Origin of the sequence: Vibrio sp. Vb1018, assembly GCF_033338775.1 — a bacterium.
Lineage (GTDB): Bacteria > Pseudomonadota > Gammaproteobacteria > Enterobacterales > Vibrionaceae > Vibrio > Vibrio alginolyticus.
The window spans coordinates 19,098-38,313 of sequence record NZ_JAWOTI010000025.1 but is presented as its reverse complement, the minus strand read 5'-3'; the positions used below and the strand labels follow the sequence as shown (position 1 = coordinate 38,313).

At 45.4% G+C, this 19,216-nt stretch carries 18 protein-coding genes; 9 read left to right on the top strand and 9 right to left on the bottom strand.

Going from position 1 to position 19,216, the window contains the following annotated elements; translation table 11 throughout:
* Nucleotides 1-115 precede the first annotated feature (115 nt).
* Both R7Z10_RS20570 and aspA read right to left on the bottom strand, forming a co-directional pair.
* Nucleotides 116-1,423 (bottom strand): anaerobic C4-dicarboxylate transporter, encoded by a 1,308-nt coding sequence (locus R7Z10_RS20570; protein WP_005382378.1) that lies wholly within the window; start codon nucleotides 1,421-1,423, stop codon nucleotides 116-118.
* Nucleotides 1,424-1,599: 176 nt separating this feature from the next.
* Nucleotides 1,600-3,051, bottom strand: coding sequence for an aspartate ammonia-lyase (gene aspA / locus R7Z10_RS20565; protein ID WP_005382379.1), 1,452 nt, complete (start codon nucleotides 3,049-3,051; stop codon nucleotides 1,600-1,602).
* Nucleotides 3,052-3,482: 431 nt separating this feature from the next.
* Here aspA and R7Z10_RS20560 point away from each other — a divergent pair, with 431 nt between their 5' ends.
* The gene (locus R7Z10_RS20560) at nucleotides 3,483-4,001 is read left to right on the top strand and encodes an FxsA family protein (RefSeq protein ID WP_005386383.1); all 519 of its coding nucleotides are present in this window, start codon (nucleotides 3,483-3,485) and stop codon (nucleotides 3,999-4,001) included.
* 70 nt (nucleotides 4,002-4,071) lie between these two features.
* Here R7Z10_RS20560 and trmL read toward each other — a convergent pair whose 3' ends face one another.
* From trmL to R7Z10_RS20540, 4 genes are all read right to left on the bottom strand, one after another.
* Nucleotides 4,072-4,551 (bottom strand): tRNA (uridine(34)/cytosine(34)/5-carboxymethylaminomethyluridine(34)-2'-O)-methyltransferase TrmL, encoded by a 480-nt coding sequence (trmL, locus tag R7Z10_RS20555; RefSeq protein WP_025768811.1) that lies wholly within the window; start codon nucleotides 4,549-4,551, stop codon nucleotides 4,072-4,074.
* A 136-nt stretch (nucleotides 4,552-4,687) separates the two neighbouring features.
* Nucleotides 4,688-5,296 carry a superoxide dismutase gene (locus tag R7Z10_RS20550; RefSeq protein WP_005382382.1) on the bottom strand — a complete coding sequence of 203 codons (609 nt, stop codon included), beginning with the start codon at nucleotides 5,294-5,296 and terminating at the stop codon, nucleotides 4,688-4,690.
* A 174-nt stretch (nucleotides 5,297-5,470) separates the two neighbouring features.
* Complete coding sequence (gene cpxA / locus R7Z10_RS20545; RefSeq protein WP_318105811.1) at nucleotides 5,471-6,865, bottom strand: envelope stress sensor histidine kinase CpxA; 1,395 nt, start codon at nucleotides 6,863-6,865, stop codon at nucleotides 5,471-5,473.
* Nucleotides 6,865-7,554, bottom strand: a complete 690-nt coding sequence (locus R7Z10_RS20540) for a response regulator (protein WP_042523708.1) — start codon at nucleotides 7,552-7,554, stop codon at nucleotides 6,865-6,867. The genes cpxA and R7Z10_RS20540 overlap by 1 nt, the downstream gene beginning before the upstream one ends.
* 190 nt (nucleotides 7,555-7,744) lie before the next feature.
* Here R7Z10_RS20540 and R7Z10_RS20535 point away from each other — a divergent pair, with 190 nt between their 5' ends.
* The 3 genes from R7Z10_RS20535 (at nucleotide 7,745) to pfkA (ending at nucleotide 10,523) form a co-directional block, all read left to right on the top strand.
* A complete protein-coding gene (locus tag R7Z10_RS20535) occupies nucleotides 7,745-8,257 on the top strand; it encodes a CpxP family protein (RefSeq protein WP_005386388.1) in 513 nt (170 codons plus the stop codon).
* A gap of 111 nt (nucleotides 8,258-8,368) precedes the next feature.
* On the top strand, nucleotides 8,369-9,277 hold the full coding sequence (gene fieF / locus R7Z10_RS20530) for a CDF family cation-efflux transporter FieF (RefSeq protein ID WP_031781038.1): 909 nt from the start codon (nucleotides 8,369-8,371) through the stop codon (nucleotides 9,275-9,277).
* A gap of 283 nt (nucleotides 9,278-9,560) precedes the next feature.
* Complete coding sequence (gene pfkA, locus R7Z10_RS20525) at nucleotides 9,561-10,523, top strand: 6-phosphofructokinase (RefSeq protein ID WP_005381521.1); 963 nt, start codon at nucleotides 9,561-9,563, stop codon at nucleotides 10,521-10,523.
* A 90-nt stretch (nucleotides 10,524-10,613) separates the two neighbouring features.
* Here pfkA and R7Z10_RS20520 read toward each other — a convergent pair whose 3' ends face one another.
* Nucleotides 10,614-11,996: an MATE family efflux transporter gene (locus tag R7Z10_RS20520; protein ID WP_017821828.1), complete on the bottom strand. Its 1,383-nt coding sequence runs from the start codon at nucleotides 11,994-11,996 to the stop codon at nucleotides 10,614-10,616.
* A gap of 240 nt (nucleotides 11,997-12,236) precedes the next feature.
* Between R7Z10_RS20520 and R7Z10_RS20515 the strand changes: the two genes are divergently transcribed.
* The 3 genes from R7Z10_RS20515 to R7Z10_RS20505 all read left to right on the top strand — a co-directional run bounded on the left by R7Z10_RS20515 (nucleotide 12,237) and on the right by R7Z10_RS20505 (nucleotide 15,128).
* Nucleotides 12,237-12,527, top strand: a complete 291-nt coding sequence (locus R7Z10_RS20515) for a co-chaperone GroES (RefSeq protein ID WP_005381516.1) — start codon at nucleotides 12,237-12,239, stop codon at nucleotides 12,525-12,527.
* Between the two features lie 77 nt (nucleotides 12,528-12,604).
* Entirely contained in the window at nucleotides 12,605-14,251 is a 1,647-nt protein-coding gene (gene groL, locus R7Z10_RS20510; RefSeq protein ID WP_005381509.1) for a chaperonin GroEL, read from the top strand.
* 313 nt (nucleotides 14,252-14,564) lie between these two features.
* Nucleotides 14,565-15,128: a hypothetical protein gene (locus tag R7Z10_RS20505; protein WP_005381507.1), complete on the top strand. Its 564-nt coding sequence runs from the start codon at nucleotides 14,565-14,567 to the stop codon at nucleotides 15,126-15,128.
* Nucleotides 15,129-15,228: 100 nt separating this feature from the next.
* Here R7Z10_RS20505 and R7Z10_RS20500 read toward each other — a convergent pair whose 3' ends face one another.
* On the bottom strand, nucleotides 15,229-15,726 hold the full coding sequence (locus R7Z10_RS20500) for an MgtC/SapB family protein (RefSeq protein WP_005381504.1): 498 nt from the start codon (nucleotides 15,724-15,726) through the stop codon (nucleotides 15,229-15,231).
* A 95-nt stretch (nucleotides 15,727-15,821) separates the two neighbouring features.
* The gene (gene epmB / locus R7Z10_RS20495; RefSeq protein WP_053307395.1) at nucleotides 15,822-16,844 is read right to left on the bottom strand and encodes an EF-P beta-lysylation protein EpmB; all 1,023 of its coding nucleotides are present in this window, start codon (nucleotides 16,842-16,844) and stop codon (nucleotides 15,822-15,824) included.
* Nucleotides 16,845-16,876: 32 nt separating this feature from the next.
* Between epmB and efp the strand changes: the two genes are divergently transcribed.
* Both efp and R7Z10_RS20485 read left to right on the top strand, forming a co-directional pair.
* Nucleotides 16,877-17,443: an elongation factor P gene (gene efp / locus R7Z10_RS20490; RefSeq protein WP_005381500.1), complete on the top strand. Its 567-nt coding sequence runs from the start codon at nucleotides 16,877-16,879 to the stop codon at nucleotides 17,441-17,443.
* Nucleotides 17,444-17,710: 267 nt separating this feature from the next.
* Nucleotides 17,711-19,114 (top strand): SPFH domain-containing protein, encoded by a 1,404-nt coding sequence (locus tag R7Z10_RS20485; protein ID WP_042523712.1) that lies wholly within the window; start codon nucleotides 17,711-17,713, stop codon nucleotides 19,112-19,114.
* Nucleotides 19,115-19,216: the final 102 nt, after the last annotated feature.

Sequence of the window (19,216 nt, the reverse complement as noted above, 5' to 3'; positions counted from 1 at the left end):
CAGACCCGGAGGCGAGTCAATAAGTTTCATGAAAAAGAAGATTTATTGAGCATAAATCAAGACAACGGGCAATAAAAAAGGGAGCCGAAGCTCCCCGAGTAAGACTCTGTTTCTACTAGATCAGTAGACCACCGAATGCGAAGCCAAGTGCTACCGCAGAAGCGATGGTTACCACACCAGGTACAAAGAATGGGTGGTTGAATACGTACTTACCGATACGAGTTGAACCCGTGTCGTCCATCTCAACCGCTGCTAGAAGCGTTGGGTAAGTTGGCAGCACGAATAGCGCACTTACTGCTGCGAAAGATGCAACTGCGGTAAGTGGTGCCACACCGATAGCAAGTGCTGCTGGCATCAGCGCAACAGTGGTTGCACCTTGTGAGTAAAGCAGCATTGAAGCGAAGAATAGAACGAGTGCTAGCATCCATGGGTAGTCTGCTAGTAGCGCACCCGCAACTTCTTTGATGCCGTCAACGTGCGCGTTAACGAACGTAGAACCTAGCCATGCCACACCAAGAACACACACACATGCTGTCATACCAGAGCGGAATGTTGCTGCTGCTGGGATTTTGCCAGCATCGATTTTACAGCTCATTACGATAGCTGCCGCAGCTGCTAGCATTACCGTCATGATAGCTTCGTTACGACCTAGAGCAGGGTTCTCGATAAGGCCAACAGAGCCAGAAATTGCTGCTGCGTAACACACGACAAATGCGATTGCGCCTAGGAAGATGAATGTTGCTTTCTTCGCTGTTGGTAGGATTTCGCGTTTTGCTTCTGTATTTAGCTTGATTAAGCCTTTTTCTAGACGCTCTTGGTATTCAGCATCGTCTTTTAGCTCACAGCCCATGAAGTTCGCCACGAACGCACCGATCATGCACGCGATGAACGTCGTTGGGATACAGATTGCTAGTAGTGTTAGGTAGTCAACGCCAAATGGGTGCAGCATTGCCGCGAACGCTACAACAGCCGCTGAGATTGGTGATGCGGTGATAGCGATTTGCGATGCTACGACCGCGATAGACAGTGGACGAGAAGGGCGTACGCCTTGGCCTTTCGCTACTTCTGCAATCACTGGCAAAGTAGAGAATGCCGTGTGGCCAGTACCCGCCATTAATGTCATTAGGTAAGTTACGATAGGCGCATAAAAGGTGATGCGCTCAGGATGCTTGCGCAAAAAGTTTTCAGCAACTTGCACCATCCAGTCTAAACCACCCGCTACCTGCATTGCTGCGATAGCGGTGATTACAGACATGATGATCAAAATTACGTCAACGGGAATGTAAGCTTGGCTTGTTGGTACGCCCAAGATCAAAGACAACGCAATGACCCCAGCACCACCGGCAAAACCAATGCCGATACCACCGATTCTTGCCCCCAAATAGATGAAGAGCAGAACCACGAAGAGTTCGACCATGACCATATTGATACCTCTTTAGTTTTTTATTTGATTCTGATTTTTTGAACACTCAGGAACAGGAGTAAATGCTCAGAGAATGAGAACCTAGTGGTTTAGCGGCAATAAAAGCATATAAAAAATGTGGTTAACCGTATGAGAGCCTAAAAAAGGGGCCTGAGTGGCCCCCTTCGGATTCGTTATTACTCGTAACGTTTTGCTTTGTAAGTAGGATGCATGAAGTTTTCTACTGACAAGATTTCATCAAGCTCCTCTGCTGTAAGCAGACCGCGCTCTAGCACGACTTCACGAACACTCTTACCAGTTTCTGCACAAATTTTACCTACGATGTCACCTTCGTGGTGGCCGATGTATGGGTTTAGGTAAGTGACGATACCGATAGAGTTGTAAACGTAGTTTTCGCAAACTTCTTTGTTCACAGTGATGCCGTCGATACATTTATCACGTAGGTTCACACACGCGTTGTGTAGTAGAGAGATAGACTCAAACACACTTTGTGCGATCACAGGTTCCATAACGTTTAGCTGTAGCTGACCGCCTTCTGCTGCGAAAGAAACCGTGTTGTCGTTACCGAGAACTTTGAAGCAAACTTGGTTTACTACTTCTGGGATAACTGGGTTTACTTTAGCTGGCATGATTGAAGAGCCTGCTTGCATTTCAGGTAGGTTCAATTCATTTAGACCCGCACGAGGACCAGAAGAAAGTAGACGAAGGTCGTTACAGATCTTCGATAGTTTCACTGCTAGGCGTTTTAGCGCGCCGTGAGTCATTACGTATGCACCACAGTCAGACGTTGCTTCGATAAGGTCTTCTGCTGCAACAACGTCAAGGCCTGTTACTTCCGCTAGGTGTTTTACTGCAAGCGCTTGGTAGCCAGTTGGTGTATTTAGACCAGTACCGATTGCGGTTGCGCCTAGGTTGATTTCTAGGAGGAGTTTAGATGTGTAATCTAGAGCACGAATCTCTTCGTTTAGTGTTACCGCCCACGCATGGAACTCTTGACCTACTGTCATTGGTACTGCGTCTTGAAGCTGAGTACGGCCCATTTTCAGTACATCTTTAAACTCAACGGCTTTAAGTTCGAATGCGCCTTTTAGGTACTCAATTGCTTCCATTAGCTTGTGTACGCTGTTGTATACTGCAATACGGAAACCTGTTGGGTACGCACAGTTGGTTGATTGGCTCTTGTTTACATGGTCATTTGGGTTAACAAATTCGTATTGGCCTTTCTCTTTACCCATCAACTCAAGCGCGACGTTTGCGATCACTTCGTTCGTGTTCATGTTAACTGAAGTGCCTGCACCGCCTTGGAATACGTCTGATGGGAACTGATCCATACACTTGCCAGTTTCTAGGATCAAATCACACGCTTCGATGATGTAGTTTGCAACGTCTTTTGGAATAGCGCCAAGTTCTTTGTTTGCTAACGCTGCTGCTTTTTTGGTCATTACCATGCCGCGTACAAATTCTGGTACGTCAGAGATGGTCATATTAGAGATGTTGAAGTTCTCGATCGCACGTAGCGTATGAATACCGTAGTACGCATCTGCAGGGACATGACGTTGACCTAATAGATCTTCTTCAATACGAGTGGCTGGGTTTGCTGTTTTTGGAGCATCAGATAGGGTAGCCATAGCAGGATCCTTAGATGATAATTCTGATAATAAAGTTATTTATTAGCCATTTCTGCAATCTAGAATCCATTCATCAGAATTTTTGGCTGGAAAATCCGTCCTGACTTATGTGGCACATGATACTGCACCTAGCGCATAAAAATAGTAACTAGATCACCTTTTTCGTTTTTCATGAGTCAATAATTTGCAAAGTATGAACGGGTTATTAATAACCCTTTATGGGTACTCGATTTTCCTCGACAAACATGAGTTTTTAGAGTTCGAAATTAGCACTTTAAAAGCACGAAAAAATCGGTATGCAATTGAATGAAACGCGCTCCCGCTACTTTGTCTAAAAAAGAAGGAGACCAGTATGAACACGCTTTTTTACAACGATTCGTTTGAGCTTAGTCTGCTTTTACCATTACACTGAATTAAACAAAGGAGGGCGTGTGTTTCCTATCTTATTATTAGCGTTTATTTTTGTTCCGATCATTGAAATCGGCTTATTTATTCAGGTGGGCGGCTTTTTAGGTTTATGGCCGACCATTGCACTAGTCTTAATCACTGCATTTGTTGGTGCGTCGTTGGTTCGTAGCCAAGGTATACAAACACTGATGTCAGTACAGGGGCGTCTTGAACAAGGTGAAATTCCAGCCCAGCAAATTTTTGAAGGCGTAATGCTAGCGGTGGCTGGCGTGCTACTGTTAACCCCGGGCTTTATGACCGATGCCCTTGGTATGTTGGTGTTGCTTCCTGCGCCACGCGCCGCGATAGCTAAATACTTGATGAGCAAAATGGTGGTGAAAACCATGCATGGCGGTGGCTTCCAAGGTGGTTTCTCTAACCAGGGGCCATTTGAGCAAGACCCGTTCCGTCGTGACCCATTTGATTCCCAGTCAGATAATGGCAAGACCTTCGAAGGGGAATACGAGCGTAAAGACGATGATGATCGCAACAAGCTCAACTGATTGAGTTAGATAGTAAAGAAAACAAAAGGGCGCACCAAGCGCCCTTTTCTGTATTTGGAATTCGTGCTGCTTACAATGCGCCTTCAAAGCCCATTTGACGCCATGCTTCAAAAGCAATGATCGCAACGGCATTCGAAAGGTTTAGGCTGCGCGCATCTGGCATCATTGGAATACGAATACGCTGCTCCATTGGCAAGCTATCGATGATTTCAGCAGGCAAACCACGAGTTTCTGGACCAAACATCAAAACATCACCCGTTTGGTATTGTGCGTCAACGTGGTGACCTGTGGTTTTGGTGGTGCAGGCAAACAATCGGTAGTTACCTTGCTTCTCTTTCTCTAAATATTCTAAGAACGCTTGATAGTTTTTATGACGCGTTACGCGAGCTAAATCATGGTAATCCAAACCAGCGCGGCGGACTTTTTTCTCTTCAAGATCGAAACCCAGAGGTTCAATTAAGTGAAGGTTTGCACCGCAGTTGGCGCATAGTCGAATGATGTTGCCGGTGTTCGGCGCGATTTCTGGTTCGTATAAAGCGATATCAAACATGGTATTGAAATAGAGTTGGTCAAAGAGAGGGGCAGTATATACCCAAGTCACCGAGAGATGCGAGATTCAGCAAAATTGACCTGGGTATGAAAGCAGGCATTAGCGCGGATGTTAATACCGTAAGTATCGATGCTCTTTATAAGAGAGCGTGAGCATAATTTTCTTCAACTGCTCGCCAGTTGACGACGTTCCACCACGCATCAATATATTCTGGGCGACGGTTTTGGTAACTGATGTAATACGCGTGCTCCCATACGTCTAATGCGAGGATTGGTTCACCGCGCACATCCACTACGTCCATCAGAGGGTTGTCTTGATTACTGGTGGACGTAATGTGAATCTCACCATCTTTTACGATCAGCCATGCAAAGCCAGACCCAAAGGTATTGATGGCAGCTTGGGCAAACGCCTCTTTAAATTGCGCAAAGCTACCAAATTTATCGTTAATTGCTTGAGCAAGCGCGCCTTGAGGCTCTCCGCCACCGTTTGGTGACATGCAATTCCAATAAATGATGTGGTTGTAATAGCCGCCACCATTATTACGTACTGCTGGACTGAGCTTAGAGATATTGTCAAAGATCTCGTCTAATGACTGAGTTTCGAGCTCGCTCCCTTCAACGGCATTTACAAACTTATCAAAGTACGTCTTGTGGTGTTTGCTGTAATGCACTTCCATGGTTTTCGCGTCGATGTACGGCTCTAGTGAATCGTACGGGTAAGGCAGAGCGGGAAATGTATGTGACATAGTAAATCCTCCTTAATTGGAAAATTTACTTTAATGCTAACGATAATTATTATCAACTTTGATCTTTGTAAGGGTATTCTAAGAAGCCTCACCAATTTCTAAAGTGAGGGTGGGGCTGTTAATCACTCACTCTAGAAATATGGTGCGAATTATTGTTAGTTCATCAAATTGAGACTAACAATTGATCGGTAAGGTGATACTCATACGCAATCCGCCTAAAGGACTTCGGCTGGCTGCGATCGTGCCACTGTGCTGGCGAATGGCACTTTCGGTAATGGTTAGGCCGAGACCTGTGCCGCCAGAGTGGCGATCGCGTGCCGTGGAAACGCGATAGAACGGGCGAAAAATCGCGGCCAGTTCCTCTTCTGGTACACCTTCTCCATTATCGTCAACCGTGATACGAAGCGTATCGTCATCGGCTTTGATGTCGATTTGTACCTCATCTTTTCCGTAGTAAATGGCGTTACGAACGATATTTTCCACCGCACTCATCAGCAGTTTAGGGTTACCGGAAATATTGCGCTTAGGTAATTCTGAATAGTGTAGCTGTTTGCCCATTTGCTCTGCTTCAAACTGCGCATCTTTAATGATCTCTTCCCATAAACTTTCTAATGGCTGTGTTTCGCGAGTCATATGACTGTTCGCCTGCATGCGAGAAAGCTCTAGTAGTTCGCTGATCATCTGTTCCAAGCGCTGCGCTTCGGTATCGATACGAGTCAGTTCTGGGCTTTCGCCTTGTTTACGCGTCGCTAATGCGCTTGCCATGCGCAGACGAGTTAAAGGTGAGCGCAGCTCGTGAGAGATATCGGATAGCAAACGTTGTTGTCCTGAAATCATCTGATTAACCGCTTCGACCATCTGGTTGAAGCTGCTACCTGCTTGACGAAACTCCGCCGTGCCTTTTTCTAAATTTGGGTCTGTGACAAATTCACCTTTCGCCACACGTTGAGCAGCGGCTTCAAGACGACGTGCTGGTTGACTCAAAGCCCAAGCAAGCCATAACAGCAATGGTGTACTAACCAGCATGACCGCAAGCAAGAGCTGGAATGGGTGATCAAACAGACGCAGGAGTAGAGGTGGTGGCTCATTCCACTTGAAGCCCACGTACATCAAGATATCGGAATCTGCCAAAGTGATAGGAATTGGGCCCGCAATCATGTATCGACCATACAGCTTCTGCTTTGGATTATTGTAATCTTCGATACTGGTGACAAAGTTTTGCATGGCACGCAATTGAAAATTGCTGCGTTTTTCTGTCGTAAGAACATTACCGCTGTAGTCAGAAAAAAACACTCGTGGGCGAGGGTCGTGCTTGCCGTGGCGGTTGCCCTCGATACGAAAAAGTATGCGGCCTAAATCAGTTTGCTGGCTGTATTTTTGTTGGATTGAGTCACGCGTTTCTACCATACGTTTGTAGTGTTCTTCTGGAATATCGCGAGCTTTGCGTGGGTCCAAATGTGGCAGTGATAGCACGGCTATCAATACTAATAACATGGTGAACCAAAAAATGGCAAAGATGCGTCCATACAGGCTATTGATGTTTGGCAGTTTGATGCGTGATAGGTGCATTAATCCTCCTCAAGCAGCATGTAGCCACGACCACGCAGGGTTTTGATTCGCGGCTTGCCATTGCTTTGATCTGGTAATTTTTTACGTAAGTTCGAGACATGCATATCGATAGCGCGATCAAAAGCAGCGAGTCGTTTACCAAGCACATCTAAGCTCAGTGTCTCTTTGGTCAGCACTTGTCCTGGGTTTTGTACGAAGTGGGTGAGTAGCGCAAACTCGGTTGCCGTGAGATCGAGCAACTGTTGCTCACAATACGCTTCTTGCTTACCGGGATAGAGGCGGATTTCTTGATACTCAATGCAATCGCTGTTTTTGGTATTTTTTTGTGTGCTGCTAGTGCGGCGTAAAATCGCGCGGATTCGCGCTAACAGCTCTCGGTCACTAAAAGGTTTTGGTAAATAATCATCCGCGCCCAGTTCCAAGCCGATCACGCGATCAATTTCTTCCCCTTTAGCGGTCAGCATCAAGACGGGAGTTTCCCAATTTTCACGTAAGCGTTTCAGCGTTTCCATGCCATTGAGTTTTGGCATCATGACATCCAACAAAATCAAATCAATCTTATCATTGATCGCGGCTAAGCCGGCTTCACCGTCATTTGCTTCGCTGACCTCAAACCCTTCGAAACTGAGTACTTCTTTTAATAAGCTAGTTAGCTCGATATCGTCATCGATTAAAAGAATGTTTGCCATGGGGGCACCTATAGTAAGTTACCGATAGCCTAATATTACATTGGAATGATGCGCAACGAAGAGGAGAAAAATCACTCTTTACGATTCTTTACGCTTCCTATACGTCGCTTTACCTAGCGGGTCGTATTCTATACTCAAGCGCTGTGAGAACAGCTCAGAAGAACCACTCACCTGTGTAAGGAATCGTATTATGAAGTCTGCAAAAAAACTTGTGTTAGCTGCTGTTGTTCTACCTCTTACTCTTGGCGCCGCAAGCGCATTCGCTTACGGTGGTAAAAACCATCATAAAGGTCCTCGTGACGAATGCGGCATGGGTATGGACCGAGGTGTCATGCGTCAACTAGACCTGACTGATGCACAAAAAGATCAGCTAAAAGAAATGCGTGAAGCAAACAAAGCAGAAATGAAAGCAAAATTCGCTGATGGCAAAGAAGCACGTATGGCTGAGCGTCAAGCGCATCACGCAAAAGTACAATCGCTTTTGCTGGCGGATAACTTTGATGAAGCTCAAGCTAGCGAATTAGCAAAAGAGATGGTTGAGCGCCAAACGGAACGTCGCGTGCAAATGCTAGAAAGAAAGCACCAAATGCTTAGCGTATTAACACCTGAGCAGAAAGCGAAATTTGTTGAGCTACAAAATGAACGTATGCAAGAGTGTGGCGACAGAATGCACAAGCGCATGGAAAAGTCGCGCAATAATTAAGTCATGAATTGATGTTATATAAAGAGGCAGCCATTGGTTGCCTCTTTTTGATCTGGTTATTTCATGGTCATTCAATATACTCAACGTATGGTTTTAGTTAACTCTTTGATTATGAAACAGCAATACGCACGTTTAGTTACGACCGCCGCTTGGACTGCAACCATTGTGGCGACGCTTCTTCTGATAGTAAAAGTCATCACGTGGTGGGTAACCGGCTCAGTGAGCTTATTGGCGTCATTGATTGACTCCATGTTAGATATCGCGGCTTCGGTTGTGAATCTTGTGGTGGTTCGTTACGCCTTACAACCGGCAGACCGCGAACATACGTTTGGACATGGTAAAGCTGAGTCCTTAGCGGCCCTAGCCCAAGCAATGTTTATTTCGGGCTCGGCAGTATTTTTGATTCTTAACGGGATTGACCGATTTTTCCGCCCACATGCTTTACACGCACCGGAGTTAGGTGTGTATGTATCGCTGTTTGCGATTGTGGTCACACTTGGCTTGGTGATGTTCCAAAAACATGTGGTTCGCGTGACGGGGAGCCAAGCAATAGCGGCGGATTCTCTGCATTATCAGACTGACTTGTATATGAATGCTGCGATCATGGTGGCTCTGGGGCTCAGTTATTTTGGAGTGACTCAAGCGGATGCTGTGTTTGCGATTGGTATTGGTGTCTTCATTCTTTATAGCGCTTTCAAAATGGTCAGCGAAGCGATTCAAACCTTACTTGATAGAAAGTTGCCCGATGAAGAACTTGAGCAAATTAACCAAGCTTGTTTGAGCGTAAAAGGGGTATTGGGTGTGCATCAGTTACGCACGCGAATGTCCGGACCGACGCGCTTTATACAGTTGCATTTAGAGCTAGACGATAACTTACGATTAATTGAGGCGCATTACATCGCTGATAAAGTGGAAGATAATTTATTGGCTCTTTTTCCTGATGCGGACGTATTGATCCATCAAGATCCATTGTCTGTCGTTTTCGGACCAGAGAAAGAGCAAAAAGCGCAACATTGGTAGGCTTGAAAAATCCATCAGTGCCCGACGACAAACAGGTACTTATTGACTATCTTTCCATCAATACTTATTAAGATTCGTGATCCTGATATGAATCAACAAAGTTTCATAGAGAAACTGTAATACTCTTACATAAGTAGAAAAGTTACATAAAAAAGTGCGTTTTCATTGGTAATCCTGTAGAGGAAATGTAACATAACGCACAGTTCTGGATTATGCAGGTTGCTTGGTAACAAGGGGCCTAAAAGAAAATTAAATAATTGATTGCCAAAGATCGAGGGTGAGCATGATTAAGAAGATCGGTGTTTTAACAAGTGGCGGTGACGCACCTGGTATGAACGCTGCGATACGCGGCGTAGTACGTACAGCACTATCCGAAGGATTGGAAGTATTCGGTGTGTACGACGGCTACCTAGGCCTATACGAAGGCCGCATCGAGAAGCTAGATCGTTCTAGCGTTTCAGATGTGATCAACAAAGGTGGTACGTTCCTAGGTTCTGCACGTTTCCCTGAATTTAAACAAGTGGAAGTTCGTGAAAAAGCGATTGAGAACCTGAAAAAACATGGTATCGATGCACTAGTGGTAATCGGTGGTGATGGTTCGTACATGGGTGCGAAGAAACTGACTGAAATGGGTTACCCATGTATCGGTCTTCCGGGCACAATCGACAACGATATCGCAGGTACGGATTACACTGTGGGCTACCTAAGTGCACTAAACACCGTTATCGATGCAATCGACCGTCTACGTGATACTTCTTCATCTCACCAACGCATTTCAATTGTAGAAATCATGGGCCGTCACTGTGGTGATTTGACTCTGATGTCTGCAATTGCGGGCGGTTGTGAATACATCATCACTCCGGAAACTGGTCTAGACAAAGACAAGCTGATCAGCAACATCCAAGATGGTATCGCTAAAGGTAAGAAACACGCGATCATCGCGCTTACTGAGCTAATGATGGATGCTAATGAACTAGCACGTGACATCGAAGCCGCGACAGGTCGTGAAACTCGTGCAACAGTACTTGGTCACATCCAACGTGGTGGTCGTCCAACTGCATTTGACCGCGTACTAGCATCTCGTATGGGTAACTACGCTGTTCACCTATTGATCGAAGGTCATGGTGGTCGTTGTGTAGGTATCGTGAAAGAGCAACTTGTTCACCACGATATCATCGACGCAATCGAAAACATGAAGCGTCCAGTACGCAACGATCTATACAAAGTTGCTGAAGAGTTGTTCTAAGCAAGCTTGAAATAGATAAACAAAACCGCGGCTTTCCGCGGTTTTTTTGTATTTGAGAATCAACAAAAAGAAACTAGTGATAGACGAGTGTTAAGACACGCTGCTCTGTTCTATGAGCGTTAATTTGCGCTCGCGCAGCGCAAACAAGTAGCCCAGTAGCCCACCTAACGTATTTCCAACCGCGATACCGATAAACAAGCCTTCAATACTGTAGATTTGGCTCCCGATCCACGCCGATGGCAAGGTAAAAATGAACAGCCGCATAAAGCTCCACTGGAATGCACGCAATGGCTTGTGCATCGCATTCAAACCACTGACTAACATCATTACGATGCCTTGGAAGCCATAACTAAATGGCACCACCAGTAAATAATGCCAAAGCAGGTTTTTCACAGCATCTTCCTGAGAAAATAGCGCAGCCAGAGGAATGCTCAGCGGTACCATCATCAAGAAGATAAACCCTTGGAATACCACTGCAAAACGCATGCTAATAAATAAACCGGAAAAGGCTCGTTGCGGTTGTTTGGCTCCTAAATTTTGTGCCATAAACGGTGTGAGGGCAGAGGTCAGCGACATCAATACTAAAATCAATATGGACTCAATACGCTGCGCTGCGCCGTAAGCAGCAACCGCCGCCGTACCGTGGTTGGATAACAGCATCATCAGAATGGCACCGGACAACGGATTCATCGCGTTTGATAGCGCTGCAGGGGTACCAATTTTTAGTGTCTGTTGCCAGTCTTGTTTCAGCAAAGCCCATTGGGGTTGAGCAAGCAATTTTTCCCGTTTAATTAGCACATAGAATGAGCCACACAAAGCACCTAACCAGCTAAAGGCACTTGCTATGGCTGCGCCTTGAATGCCAAGTTCCGGAAAAGGGCCATAACCGAAAATCAACAATGGATCGAGCATGCCATTAATCAAACCAGCCAACATCATGACTTTTGCTGGTGTTTTTGTGTCGCCAGTAGCTCGGATAGCACTGTTGCCCGCCATTGGGATAACTAGCAGAGGAATGGTGAGATACCAGACCTGCATATATTGCTCAATAAGAGGGATGAGATCATCAGACGCACCAAGAAAACGAAACAATGGCGCAATGGTGGTAAAGCCAATAGAAGACGCGATAGCCACAAGTAACACGGCTAACAACAAACCGTGGGTGGTGAACCGAGCAGCTTGTGGTGCATGACCTTGCCCAAGCAAGCGACCAATATTGGTCGATAGTCCCATCCCAATCCCCATCGTAATGCAGTTAACCGCAAAGGTTACAGGAAAGGTATAGCTGATAGCCGCTAGCGCTTGAGTGCCAAGCAACGAGATAAAAAACGTGTCCACCAAGTTAAACATCAAAATTGCGATCATGCCCATGGTCATGGGTACGGTCATTTTCCGCAGCGTTTCAGGAATGGGTGCGGTCAACAAACCATGCTTATCGGTCGCTTGGGGTTCCAGCTTGTTATTTTCCTGCATGTGTGACAACTATCTGGTGAGCAAACTGCAAGGATACAAGAAAGCGAGATGCCGAGCGAGTGAGCATTTCTAACGCAAACCGTTGCCTAGTTGTTCGTTATTTTAACTAAGTCACAAAAATTTTGTGCCACCCCCTTGGGATCGCTGCTTCGACCCCTTATATAGGGATCACGTGTCTGGGGCTACAATCCCTAAGGACAATTATCAAATAAACATGGAAATTTTCAGGAGAGACGACCGATGAACATTCGTCCATTACATGACCGAGTTATCGTTGAACGTAAAGAAGTTGAATCTAAGTCTGCTGGTGGCATCGTTCTGACTGGTTCTGCTGCAGAAAAATCGACTCGCGGTGTTGTTCTAGCTGTGGGTAAAGGCCGCATCCTAGAAAACGGCACCGTACTGCCACTAGACGTTAAAGTCGGTGATACCGTTATCTTCGCTGAAGGTTACGGTACAAAAACTGAAAAAATCGACGGTAAAGAAGTGCTTGTCATGTCTGAAAACGACATCATGGCGATCGTTGAATAATAGCAATCATTGAGTAATTTTTTGCTCAGATTCAATTACGAAATTACACACAAAGAATTTTAGAAAGGAAATCAAAGATGGCTGCTAAAGACGTTAAATTTGGTAATGACGCACGAGTTAAAATGCTGGAAGGTGTAAACGTTCTGGCTGACGCAGTAAAAGTAACACTGGGTCCTAAAGGACGTAATGTCGTTCTAGACAAATCTTTTGGTGCACCAACTATCACTAAAGATGGTGTATCAGTAGCGCGTGAAATCGAGCTGGAAGATAAATTCCAGAACATGGGCGCACAAATGGTTAAAGAAGTTGCGTCTAAAGCAAACGACGCAGCGGGTGACGGTACAACAACAGCAACGGTACTAGCACAATCTATCGTTAACGAAGGTCTAAAAGCAGTCGCAGCGGGCATGAACCCAATGGATCTTAAGCGTGGTATCGACAAAGCTGTTGCCGCGGCAGTTGAGCAACTAAAAGAGCTTTCTGTTGAATGTAACGACACAAAAGCGATCGCGCAGGTTGGTACTATCTCTGCAAACTCAGACGCAAGCGTAGGTAATATCATTGCAGAAGCAATGGAGCGTGTGGGTCGTGATGGCGTTATCACGGTTGAAGAAGGTCAGGCGCTACAAGACGAGTTAGACGTAGTAGAAGGTATGCAGTTCGACCGCGGTTACCTGTCTCCTTACTTCATCAACAACCAAGAATCAGGCAGTGTTGATCTAGAAAACCCATTCATTCTTCTAGTAGACAAGAAGATCTCAAACATTCGTGAGCTTCTTCCAACGCTAGAAGCTGTCGCGAAAGCATCTCGTCCACTGCTTATCATTGCAGAAGATGTGGAAGGCGAAGCGCTAGCAACATTGGTTGTGAACAACATGCGTGGCATCGTAAAAGTTGCAGCTGTGAAAGCACCTGGCTTCGGTGACCGTCGTAAAGCAATGCTACAAGACATCGCTATCCTAACTGGCGGTACTGTGATTTCTGAAGAGATCGGTCTAGAGCTAGAAAAAGTTGCACTAGAAGATCTAGGTCAAGCGAAGCGTGTTTCTATCACGAAAGAAAACACGACTATCATCGATGGTATCGGTGAAGAAGAGATGATCTCTGGCCGTGTTGCTCAGATTCGTCAACAAATCGAAGACGCAACTTCAGACTACGACAAAGAGAAACTACAAGAGCGCGTAGCTAAACTGGCTGGCGGTGTTGCAGTAATCAAAGTTGGTGCTGCGACTGAAGTTGAAATGAAAGAGAAGAAAGACCGTGTAGAAGATGCGCTAGCCGCAACTCGCGCAGCGGTTGAAGAAGGTGTTGTTGCTGGTGGTGGTGTTGCACTTATCCGCGCGGCATCTAAGATTGCTCACCTAACGGGTGACAACGAAGAACAAAACGTTGGTATCCGCGTTGCACTACGTGCAATGGAAGCGCCAATCCGTCAAATCACGAAGAACGCAGGTGAGGAAGACTCAGTTGTTGCGAACAACGTGAAAGCGGGTGAAGGTAGCTACGGTTACAACGCGGCAACAGGCGAATACGGCGACATGCTAGAAATGGGTATCCTAGATCCAACTAAAGTTACTCGTTCTGCACTACAATTCGCAGCATCGGTTGCAGGTCTGATGATCACAACTGAAGCGATGGTTACTGACCTACCGCAAAAAGACGCGCCAGCGATGCCTGACATGGGCGGCATGGGTGGCATGGGCGGTATGGGCGGCATGATGTAAGCCAGCTTATCTCATCGCTCTAGGGAAACCTTATAGCGGAAAGATAACCGACCAAACCCTTAAAAGTCGAGGCAGATGCCTCGACTTTTTTATGCGTGTCACCTGAGAAACATGACGTTCTGGTGTGGCTTATCATGAAATTTTTGAGCGTAAAAAGCGCCATTTCAGAAGCAAAAAATCGAAGAGAAATATTTTTTCTTTTGAGTCAGATGGTTAAATCTGACCTATTGCTAACACTTTTTGAACGGGGACAGAGCAAAATCTGAACATTACACTATGTTGTAAATTGTTGCTTCCCATCATGGAGATGAAAATGAAAAAGCTTATGACGTCATTGGCGGTTGCAGCCGCTATCGCATCACCTGTTGCTTTTGCCGACAGTACACCTGTGATGTTCTCTACTATCGATAACACAAACGCACCCTCTAATTCTTCAGTAGGTGGCGTTCGTTTAGCTGTGTTGCATGGGCAGGTAAATGAGGTTAAAGGTGTCGACTTTTCACTGCTTGGTATGTCAGAAACGGATCGTACGACAGGTGTGAACTTCGGTCTGTTTTTTGGCGCAGCAAAAGTAAATCAAGAAATGAAAGGCGCGTCTTTAGGCTTAGTTAACTGGAACCAAGGTCAGACGACGGGTGTTAACTTGGGTGCTGTTAACATTACGAACAACGTAAAAGGCTTGAACTGGAGCGCGGTGAACTATTCTGAAGGCTACACCATGGCGGATGTGGGCTTAGCGAGTATCTCTAAGAAGTCTAATTTCCAGTTTGGTTTCTTCAACATGACCGATCAAATCGATGGTGTGCAAATTGGTCTTTTGAACTGTGCGGATAACGGTTTCTTCAAGTGTTTCCCACTCATCAACTTTGCTAAGTAATCCCTGAGAAAGTCAGAATCTTTATATACAGAAAGCCCTCGATGTTCGTCGAGGGCTCTTTAATTGCTGATGAGATGAAGCGAGTTTCTCGGAGCGTTAACTATTTAATTAATCGTGATGAAGTTTTGCGTTGTTGAATTCTTTGATGAACACCGCGGCGTAATGCTTTGATGTGGTTTTCTGCTTTATCCACACCTAACAACACGGTTAATGTCAGGAGAGTAATAACCACCGACTGCGTTAAATAACCCAAACCTATCATCAAACCTAAACCTGCTAGCACCCATATTACAGCCGCGGATGTTACGCCATGGATTTTTCCATCAAGTGTCATCATAACGCCAGCGCCTAAGAAGCCGACGCCAGTAATGATCTGACCAAGCACTCGTGCTTGATCAAGTGTATTTGGCGATAACGACACTGCCATCGACATAAACAGGTAGGTGCCTGAAATAATTAATATTGCTGTGCGAATGCCAACCGGTTTACCACGAGTTTGGCGCTCTATACCGATCATGAGCCCATTAATGGCGCAGCATAGTAGGGCAGGCCAACTGAATGGGCCAAGATCGAAAATTTGTTCGAATGCTGTATGCATCTTGACCTCCAAAAGTGCGGAGTATGCATAGACTTACCGTGCAAAGCGAACAAAAATAATCAATCTAGACGACAAATTTAATTGAGTGTCAGAGCTTATTCTAAATGCAAATCCAACGGCGTTTTACTTGGCCTGCCACCAACTTCTCGTGTGAGTTTTGGTACCAGATAACCCGATACACGCGTGATGAGTCCGCGCATAATAGCTTTCGCTTCTTCGTCCGAAATAAAGTAGTGCGCTGCGCCTTGCACCTTATCAAGAACGTGGAGGTAATAAGGCAAGATACCCGCGTCAAATAAGGCCTCACTTAACGCCACTTGAGCTTCTACCGAATCATTCACGCCTTTCAGCAGAACGCCTTGGTTTAGAAGCGTAACGCCCGCTCTTTTGAGCTTGAACATCTGTTCAGCAAATTCGTCATTGATTTCGTTGGCATGGTTGATGTGAGTGACGAGGATGATTTGTAACCTTGATGCTTGCAGAAGTTGGCATAGTTCATCAGTGACTCGAGCTGGAATCACCACAGGTAAACGGCTATGAATACGCAGACGTTTGATGTGAGGAATATGAGCAATGTGCTCTAAAAGCCAATGAATCTCATCGTCTTTTGCCATTAATGGATCACCACCTGAGAAGATGACTTCGTTCAACTCTGGTTGTTGAGCCATGTACTCTAAGCACTTGGTCCATGCTTGTTTCCCGCTTTTGTTCTCTTGATAAGGGAAGTGACGACGAAAGCAGTAACGGCAATTTACCGCGCAGCCACCTTTGACAATCATCAGGGCGCGGTTGCGATACTTGTGTAGCAGGCCAGGGACTTCATTGTCCTGCTCTTCCAATGGATCATTGGAGTAACCCGGATGCACCTCAAATTCGTCGCTCAGTGGTAAAACCTGACGTAAAAGAGGGTCTTTAGGGTTGCCTTTCTCCATCCTATCGACAAAACTTTGCGGTACACGCTGTGCAAACAGCTTGCGCGCGGCAAACCCGTCTTGCCACGGTGAAGGATCAATTTCCAGTATTTCGAGCAATTTTGCAGGATCAGAGATCCCATTCGCCAACTGTTTGAGCCAGTTTTGCTCAACAGATTCGACTTTTCGGGTTATTATGTGCGGCATTGAATTTAGCTCTAAGAATGTAAGAGGAAAAAATGGCTACAGTTAGCACCAATGAATTTAAAGGCGGTCTTAAGTTAATGCTTGATAACGAGCCTTGTGTAATTCTGGAAAACGAATACGTTAAACCAGGTAAAGGCCAAGCGTTCAACCGTGTTAAAATTCGTAAACTTCTTTCTGGTAAAGTGCTAGAGAAAACATTCAAGTCTGGTGACACTTGTGAAGTGGCAGACGTAATGGATATCGACCTAGATTATCTATATTCAGACGGCGAATTCTACCACTTTATGAACAGTGAAACGTTTGAACAGATCGCAGCGGATGCAAAAGCGGTAGGTGAAAACGCTAAGTGGTTGGTAGAAAACAACACTTGTATGATCACTCTTTGGAACGGTAACCCAATTACTGTTACTCCACCAAACTTCGTTGAGCTAGAAGTTGTAGACACAGATCCAGGCCTGAAAGGTGATACTCAAGGTACTGGCGGTAAACCAGCGACGCTATCAACTGGCGCTGTTGTTCGTGTTCCTCTGTTCATCTCAATTGGTGAAGTGATTCGCGTAGATACTCGTACTGCTGAATACGTAGGTCGTGTGAAGTAAGCACTTTATATGATTGTTAGAAAGGTCGCTTCGGCGGCCTTTTTTATTGCCTGTGATTCTTCTCTTTTAATCCCTCTGCGTAAAACATCGATATCCTCCGCAAATTTTTGATGATTTTGTATTATTCGTAAAAATCTTATTTATTCCATGAATCTGTCGATTATTCCTTAATGTAACATTTTGATACATTAGCACTTGTTGCTGAGTTGCATAGCAATCTGATTTTTATCGATTTAACTCAGTAACAATCCAAAAAAGGAGAACAAAATGGAAAGCAGAGGTTTAGGAAGGGGTTTAAAGGTGGAAGAAAGACGTCAGTTACTACATAAAGGATTAAAAGCAGCCGTATTTGGCGTACCGCTGTTGGCAATAGGCTTAACGATTAATAGCTCGGTGCTGATGACCGATGCGGGTTACAGCTACGTGCATCAGAATAATATTACTGGTGAGTTGGATGTGTTTACTGAACCTGGCATTCATTTTCGTATGCCATTTCTGTCCAAAATCACCAAGTATGACCAAGTGATCACCGTGTCATTCGGTAACAGCAAGGGCGAAGATTTTTATCAACGTCTTGATGCGATTCAGGTTCGATTTGCCGACACCTATATTGGTCAGATCCCCGTAACATTCCGCTTTAAGCTCAGTAATGACCCTGAAGCGGTGAAGAAGATGCATAAAGAGTTCCGCAATAACAGTAACTTGATCGATGCGCTGCTTGTAAAGAACGCACGTAACGTAACGGTGATTACCGCAACCCAATACACGGGTGAAGAGTTTTTCCAAGGTGGTTTGAACCAGTTCAAATCGAAACTTGGCGATCAGTTACGAGAGGGGATTTATCTAACAGAGCGACGTCAGGTTGAAGTGGAAGAGTTGGATCTTGCGCCTGTTGGGGTGAATCAAGCTAATCCGAACCAATTACAGCGCACCAATCAACTGGTATGGAAAACTGTGCCAGTCGTAGACAAAACCGGGCAACCAATTCGTCAAGACAATCCGTTACAACAATACGGTATTCAAGTGACGCAGGTGACCATTGGTGACCCGCAGCCAGAAAAGCAATTAGATCAGCTATTGGCAGATAAAAAGCGTTTAGTGGCGGATCGTATTCGCGCGATTCAGGAACAAGAAACGTCGAAAGCACAGGCAGAGACCGAGCAGTTACGCAAAGAGATTCAACGAACACGTGAGGTGCAAGACGCCCAGCGTGGTAAAGAACTCGCAATTATTGCTCAACAAAAAGAAGTGGAAGTGGCGCGTCAGATTGCAGAGCGTGAAATCGTTGAAGTGGAAAAAACCAAACGACTTGCTGAAGTCGAGAAGGAGAAAGAGCTAGCTATCGCAGAGGCTAACTTAGCGATTCAAAAGGCGAACGCACTTTCTGCTGAGTTTGAAGCGAAAGCGATATTAGCGAAAGGTCGCGCAGAATCTGAAGTCCTAAAAGGTAAGTATGCGGCGTTAGGAGCAAACCGTGAAGTTTACTTGGCAGAATTGAATCGAGACGTAGCGAACTCGCTGTACAACAATTTGCAAAACTTCCAAGTTCAGATGCCACAAAATTACATTGGTGGAAGTGACGAAACGGGCTTGAAAACAAACCTAGATGTGATTACTGGCTTTGGTGCTCTGGGTCTTATGGACCAGACAAAGAAGGTCGCACAGCAATAAGATCATGGGTGGTCAAAAGCTTAAAAAGCAAAAAGATCATGGGTAACCCAAAGCAATAAAAAAGCTGGCATTTAGCCAGCTTTTTCTTTTTTGGTCAGTCTC